This window comes from Mesorhizobium sp. M7A.F.Ca.US.005.03.2.1, from assembly GCF_003997795.1.
Classification (GTDB): domain Bacteria; phylum Pseudomonadota; class Alphaproteobacteria; order Rhizobiales; family Rhizobiaceae; genus Mesorhizobium; species Mesorhizobium ciceri.
Window position 1 is genome coordinate 1 of sequence record NZ_RZRP01000770.1, and the last position, 3,000, is coordinate 3,000.

The window sequence follows — 3,000 nt, forward strand, 5'->3', positions numbered from 1 at the left end:
CAATGACCACGACCGTGAGTGGGTCAGCGAACTGGCCGAAGATGTCTGGACCAACCAGCTCCCGGCCTACCGTCGGTTCGAGGCGGAGCATCCCGTGCCCGCCGCCGTCGATGCTCCGGTTCCGGGCGGAGCCAGGGAATCATGGTAGTGAACCATGATCCCGAAAAGTCGGAACCGGTTTTCGGACAGGATCATGGTCGAACAGCAAAATAGAATCCCATGCCGATTGTTTCGGCAGGGATCCGGCTCGATATCCGCGTTGGTCTTCGCTGCCGGTGCGGTGGCGTTGTGGTCCACCAATGCCCTGATCGGCAAATCCCTGCTGGCCGGCCACCCGGTGTCGCAGGTCCAGTTCCTGCAATTTGCAGGCGCTGCACTCGTCTTCGCCGCCATCCGATTGATGAGCCGGGCCATCCGATTGATGAGCCGGGAAAGAGTAGCACCGGTCACGGCCGGGGCGGCGTTCATCTCTCTCGCGGTCGGCTTCATCGGTCTGGTCGGCACCATGGTGCTGCAATACATCGCCTTCGCTTCGATGCCGGTGATCGAGGCCAATCTGGTCGCCTACACCTGGCCGTTGATGGTCGCGGCGGCAGTCATTGCCTTGGAAAATCCGCGGCGTCCGGCACTGTTGGGTCTCGCCGCGGTGGTAGGCTTCATCGGCGTCGCGCTGGTGATTTCGGGAGGGCGCAACCAATCCTGGTTCGACGGCGATCTGGTCGGATATCTCGCCGCATTCGGGTCGGCGCTGTGCATGGCCTTCTATTCGATCATGGTGGGACGGGTCGCCACCCCAGCCGATCGCCTGTTGCTGCCCTCATCGTTGATCGGCGTCGCTTTGACGTTTCTGTGGTGCGCTCGCGACGGTTTCACCTGGCCCATCGGCGCGGACCTGGCTCTCGGCCTTTATCTCGGCGCCGGTCCGATGGGCTTGGGCTACTATTTCTGGTCGCGCGCCTTGAAGCTTGAAGGCAGCGGCAGGGTCGCGGTGGTCGCCTATCTCACGCCGATCGCCTCGACCCTGCTTTTGACCTTGTCCGGCGAACGGCTGACGGTGACGGCCATTATCGGAGCCATCCTCGTCATCGGCAGTTGTGTCGCGGTCGGTGTGGAACGTTCGGAGGCCGAAAACCATGTTTGACGAGAATGAGCGTCTGGCCATTCAGGAAGCGCATTGGCTGATCGACGAATTCGGCGCCGAGGCGCCGCTTTACGCCGCGATGAGGGCCGAAAAGGCGATAGAACAAAAGGATTTCGCGCGCTGCGCCCGCTGGAAGCGTATTCTGGAGATATTGGACGAAAGTCCTGCCGCTAAGTCTGCTGGTTCCAAGTATTAGATTTTCTAATTTGCACGGCGTCGATTTCGCATGAATGCTATTTTGGCCGATTCTTCATTCTTTTATGAGGCTTGGCGGTCCGTTGGGGGACGCGGTTAAAGAGATACATCGACACAAGTCTTCGCTGGGGTGGAGGATTTTGTCGCAAATAAGGTGAAAGAATTGTCAAATATCGATGATAAGACCGTTATCGAGCTGACGGCCGATATTGTCTCGGCCTATGTAGGCAACAATCCCCTTCCGGCTTCCGGCCTGCCTGAGTTGATTGCCAGCGTCAGTGCTTCGGTTCGCAAGCTCGCTGGTGCAGTTGTCGCGGAAACTCCAAACCTGGTTCCGGCAGTCAATCCGAAGAAGTCGGTGTTTCCCGACTACATCATCTGCCTTGAGGACGGAAAGAAGTTCAAGTCGCTCAAGCGGCATCTGCGGACCGACTACGGCCTGAGCCCGGACGACTATCGGGCCAAATGGGGCTTGCCGCCGGACTATCCGATGGTTGCGCCGAACTACTCGGCGACGCGATCGGCGCTGGCAAAGTCGACGGGACTGGGCCGCAAGCCGGCAGCAGCGCCGGCCGCTGTCGCCAAGGCAACGAAGCGCAAGGCGACTGCCTGAGAGCAGGCAAGCCACTGTTCGGCTGCTTTGACGGCGCCCTCGCGGGCGTCGTTTCGAGGCCTTGTGCGGCCAACTGGCCCGCAAGGCCTTGCGAAGCGTTGATGTCCGGTGCAAAAGCGCGGCCATGCTGATCATCAACGACCTATCGCTCCGCATGGCCGGACGCCTGCTTCTCGACCATGCCTCGCTGACCTTGCCGGCCGGCACCAAAGCCGGCCTTGTCGGCCGCAACGGTACCGGCAAGACGACGCTGTTCAAGGCCATTACCGGCGATTTCCCGTCCGAGACAGGCTCGATCAGCCTGCCGAAGAGCACCCGCATCGGCCAGGTGGCGCAGGAAGCGCCAGGCACCGAGGATGCGCTGATCGAGATCGTGCTCAAGGCCGATCTCGAACGCACGGCGTTGCTCGAAGAGGAAAAGACGGCGACCGATCCGCACCGCATCGCCGACATCCATATGCGGCTGGCCGATATTGACGCGCACTCAGCCGAATCCCGCGCCGCCACCATTCTCGCCGGCCTCGGCTTCGATGACGCTGCGCAACGGCGTCCGGCCTCCTCCTTTTCCGGCGGCTGGCGCATGCGCGTGGCGCTCGCCGCGGTGCTGTTTGCCGAGCCCGATCTGCTGCTGCTCGACGAGCCGACCAACTATCTCGATCTTGAAGGCACGCTGTGGTTGGAAAACTACGTGTCGAAATATCTGCACACCGTGCTTTTGATCTCGCACGACCGCGACCTGCTCAACCGCGCCGTCAACTCGATCGTTCACCTCGACCAGAAGAAGCTGACCTTCTGGCGCGGCGGCTACGACCAGTTCGAGCGTCAATACACCGAGCAGAAGGAATTGCAGGAGAAGGGCCGCGTCAAGCAGGAAGCCGCGCGCAAGCACATGGAATCCTTCGTCGAACGGTTCCGCGCCAAGGCCTCCAAGGCGAGACAGGCACAGTCGCGCATCAAGGCACTGGAAAAAATGAAGCCGATCGCGGCCCTTGTGAACGATTCGGTGCGGCCGTTCTCCTTCCCCGAGCCGGTGAAGACGGTGGCCTCGCCG

At 61.2% G+C, this 3,000-nt stretch carries 4 protein-coding genes; all 4 read left to right on the plus strand.

Annotated elements, in window-relative coordinates; genetic code table 11:
* Nucleotides 1-193: 193 nt before the first annotated feature.
* Nucleotides 194-1,141 carry a DMT family transporter gene (locus tag EN991_RS29955; RefSeq protein WP_127366039.1) on the plus strand — a complete coding sequence of 316 codons (948 nt, stop codon included), beginning with the start codon at nt 194-196 and terminating at the stop codon, nt 1,139-1,141.
* Nucleotides 1,134-1,337 (plus strand): hypothetical protein, encoded by a 204-nt coding sequence (locus tag EN991_RS29960; protein WP_024504288.1) that lies wholly within the window; start codon nt 1,134-1,136, stop codon nt 1,335-1,337. Before EN991_RS29955 ends, EN991_RS29960 begins: the two co-directional genes overlap by 8 nt.
* Before the next feature lie 162 nt (nt 1,338-1,499).
* Nucleotides 1,500-1,949 carry a MucR family transcriptional regulator gene (locus tag EN991_RS29965; RefSeq protein WP_013532467.1) on the plus strand — a complete coding sequence of 150 codons (450 nt, stop codon included), beginning with the start codon at nt 1,500-1,502 and terminating at the stop codon, nt 1,947-1,949.
* Between the two features lie 124 nt (nt 1,950-2,073).
* A partial coding sequence (locus EN991_RS29970; RefSeq protein ID WP_164769469.1) for an ABC-F family ATP-binding cassette domain-containing protein occupies nt 2,074-3,000 on the plus strand: 927 nt, incomplete at its 3' end.